A 1,485-nucleotide genomic window follows, 5' to 3' on the forward strand; every position below is an offset into this window, starting at 1 on the left:
GAACCTGATCCGCGGGCGTCCACTTCCAACCTAGCGGACCGGCGCCGCTGCGGCACCCCCGTCAACTGCCGTACGGCCGGATCATAAATCCATACAGCCCGATAACAGCGCATATGTCGTCGCGGGTTTTTGAGGCACGTGCCAGGTGATTGCGTTTTGCCTGTCCGGGACGGTCACTGGCTGCGGCTTGGGCCGGGGCTGGCTGCGTGCCCGAGAATGTGGGCGACCGGCGGCGCCAGCGGGTGGACGGAGACTCCGAACCGCCGGTTGTCCCGTACGACGAATCCGGCGGTGGTGATGGCCTGCAGGGTATCCCGGTTGAGGTGGCAGCCCCCGGCCATGCGATGCCAGGCCGGAGTCATCAGGTCCTCGACGGCAGCGAGGAGGCGGTGCCCGGAGCGGACGTGCTCGTAAAAGGCCAGTGTCCCGCCGGGGCGCAGGATGCGGCGGATTTCGGCCAGGGCCGCGGCCTGGTCGGCGACGCTGCACAAAACGAGGCTGGTGACCACCGCGTCAGCGCTGGCGTCGGCGGCCGGGATCTGCTCGGCCATGGCAGGGAGGACCCGGACGGGGACCGGCGCGGGCAGCCCGGTCCCGGGCAAGGGCTCGAAGGTAGTCATCGGGTTCCAGCGCCAGAACGTCCGTGACCGTCTGAGGGTACAGGCCGAACGCGGACCCGTCACCGGCGCCGATTTCAATGATGCGTCCGTGCAGGCCGGCCAGCAGGCGGCGCCGGTGTTCGGTGCCGCCGCGGCGGTTCATCCCGGCGACGGACCGGGCGTAGGCGCGGGCGAAACGGGGATGCTGCAGCCCGGCCGGGCCGGCCGGATCCGGTCCGGTCATGGCCGGGCCCCGGGGTGGAGGACGGCCGCGGCGGTGCGGGCCTGCCCACGGGCCGGGACGGCGGGGATCCGGATTGTCCGGTGTTTTCTGTAGGACATGCGGTGTTCCTTGGCTCAGTGTTACGGTGCGCTGTCCGGCCGCCCGTCCGGGGTGCCGGCCGCAGTCCCCACACTGACCACGGTGCTGCCCGCCGTCAAGGACCGCTTGCGGACCGGAGCCAGGCCGCTAAATCCTGGGACTTGATCTGCTCACAGAATTCCGCGAGGTCCTCGCGGAAAAGAAAGTTCCGGTATTTTCCGTGAGCTACAGGGGCGCAGCACGTCTCTAGTGGTGTCCGCAGCATAATGCCACTACCCCCGGAGATGGTCCTGATGGCAGATACCCAAGATTCCAGTGTCCTGGCCACCCCTGAAGAGGGCCAGCGCAATGATTCCGACAAGCAGCTTCAGAAAACCGGGCCGCTGCACACGGACTTCGGTGATACCACCATCGCTGAAACCGTGGTGCAGAAAATAGCAGGAATAGCCACCCGCGAGGTGCCGGGAGTCTACGAGATGGGCACCGCGGCACGCCGGGCCTTCAGCCACCTGACCGAACGCATCCCCGGTGCGCAGACCAACGTCAGCGGCGGCGTGAGCGTGG

The 1,485-nt window shown here is 68.2% G+C and carries 3 protein-coding genes; 1 reads left to right on the plus strand and 2 read right to left on the minus strand.

Going from position 1 to position 1,485, the window contains the following annotated elements; all coding sequences use genetic code 11:
* Positions 1-173 precede the first annotated feature (173 nt).
* Both AC5RWU_RS24200 and AC5RWU_RS24205 read right to left on the minus strand, forming a co-directional pair.
* Complete coding sequence (locus tag AC5RWU_RS24200; protein WP_493986712.1) at positions 174-551, minus strand: class I SAM-dependent methyltransferase; 378 nt, start codon at positions 549-551, stop codon at positions 174-176.
* Positions 514-843, minus strand: a complete 330-nt coding sequence (locus AC5RWU_RS24205; RefSeq protein ID WP_493986713.1) for a hypothetical protein — start codon at positions 841-843, stop codon at positions 514-516. Before AC5RWU_RS24205 ends, AC5RWU_RS24200 begins: the two co-directional genes overlap by 38 nt.
* A 371-nt stretch (positions 844-1,214) precedes the next feature.
* Between AC5RWU_RS24205 and AC5RWU_RS24210 the strand changes: the two genes are divergently transcribed.
* On the plus strand, positions 1,215-1,485 hold a 271-nt coding region (locus AC5RWU_RS24210), incomplete at its 3' end, for an Asp23/Gls24 family envelope stress response protein (RefSeq protein ID WP_493986714.1).

Source organism: Arthrobacter sp. B0427-1-12, from assembly GCF_059092905.1.

What these genes read in the sequence shown, in the direction of transcription:
- AC5RWU_RS24200 (WP_493986712.1), bottom strand. Translation starts at nt 551, where the DNA reads ATGGCCGAGCAGATCCCGGCCGCCGACGCCAGCGCTGACGCGGTGGTC.
- AC5RWU_RS24205 (WP_493986713.1), bottom strand. Translation starts at nt 843, where the DNA reads ATGACCGGACCGGATCCGGCCGGCCCGGCCGGGCTGCAGCATCCCCGT.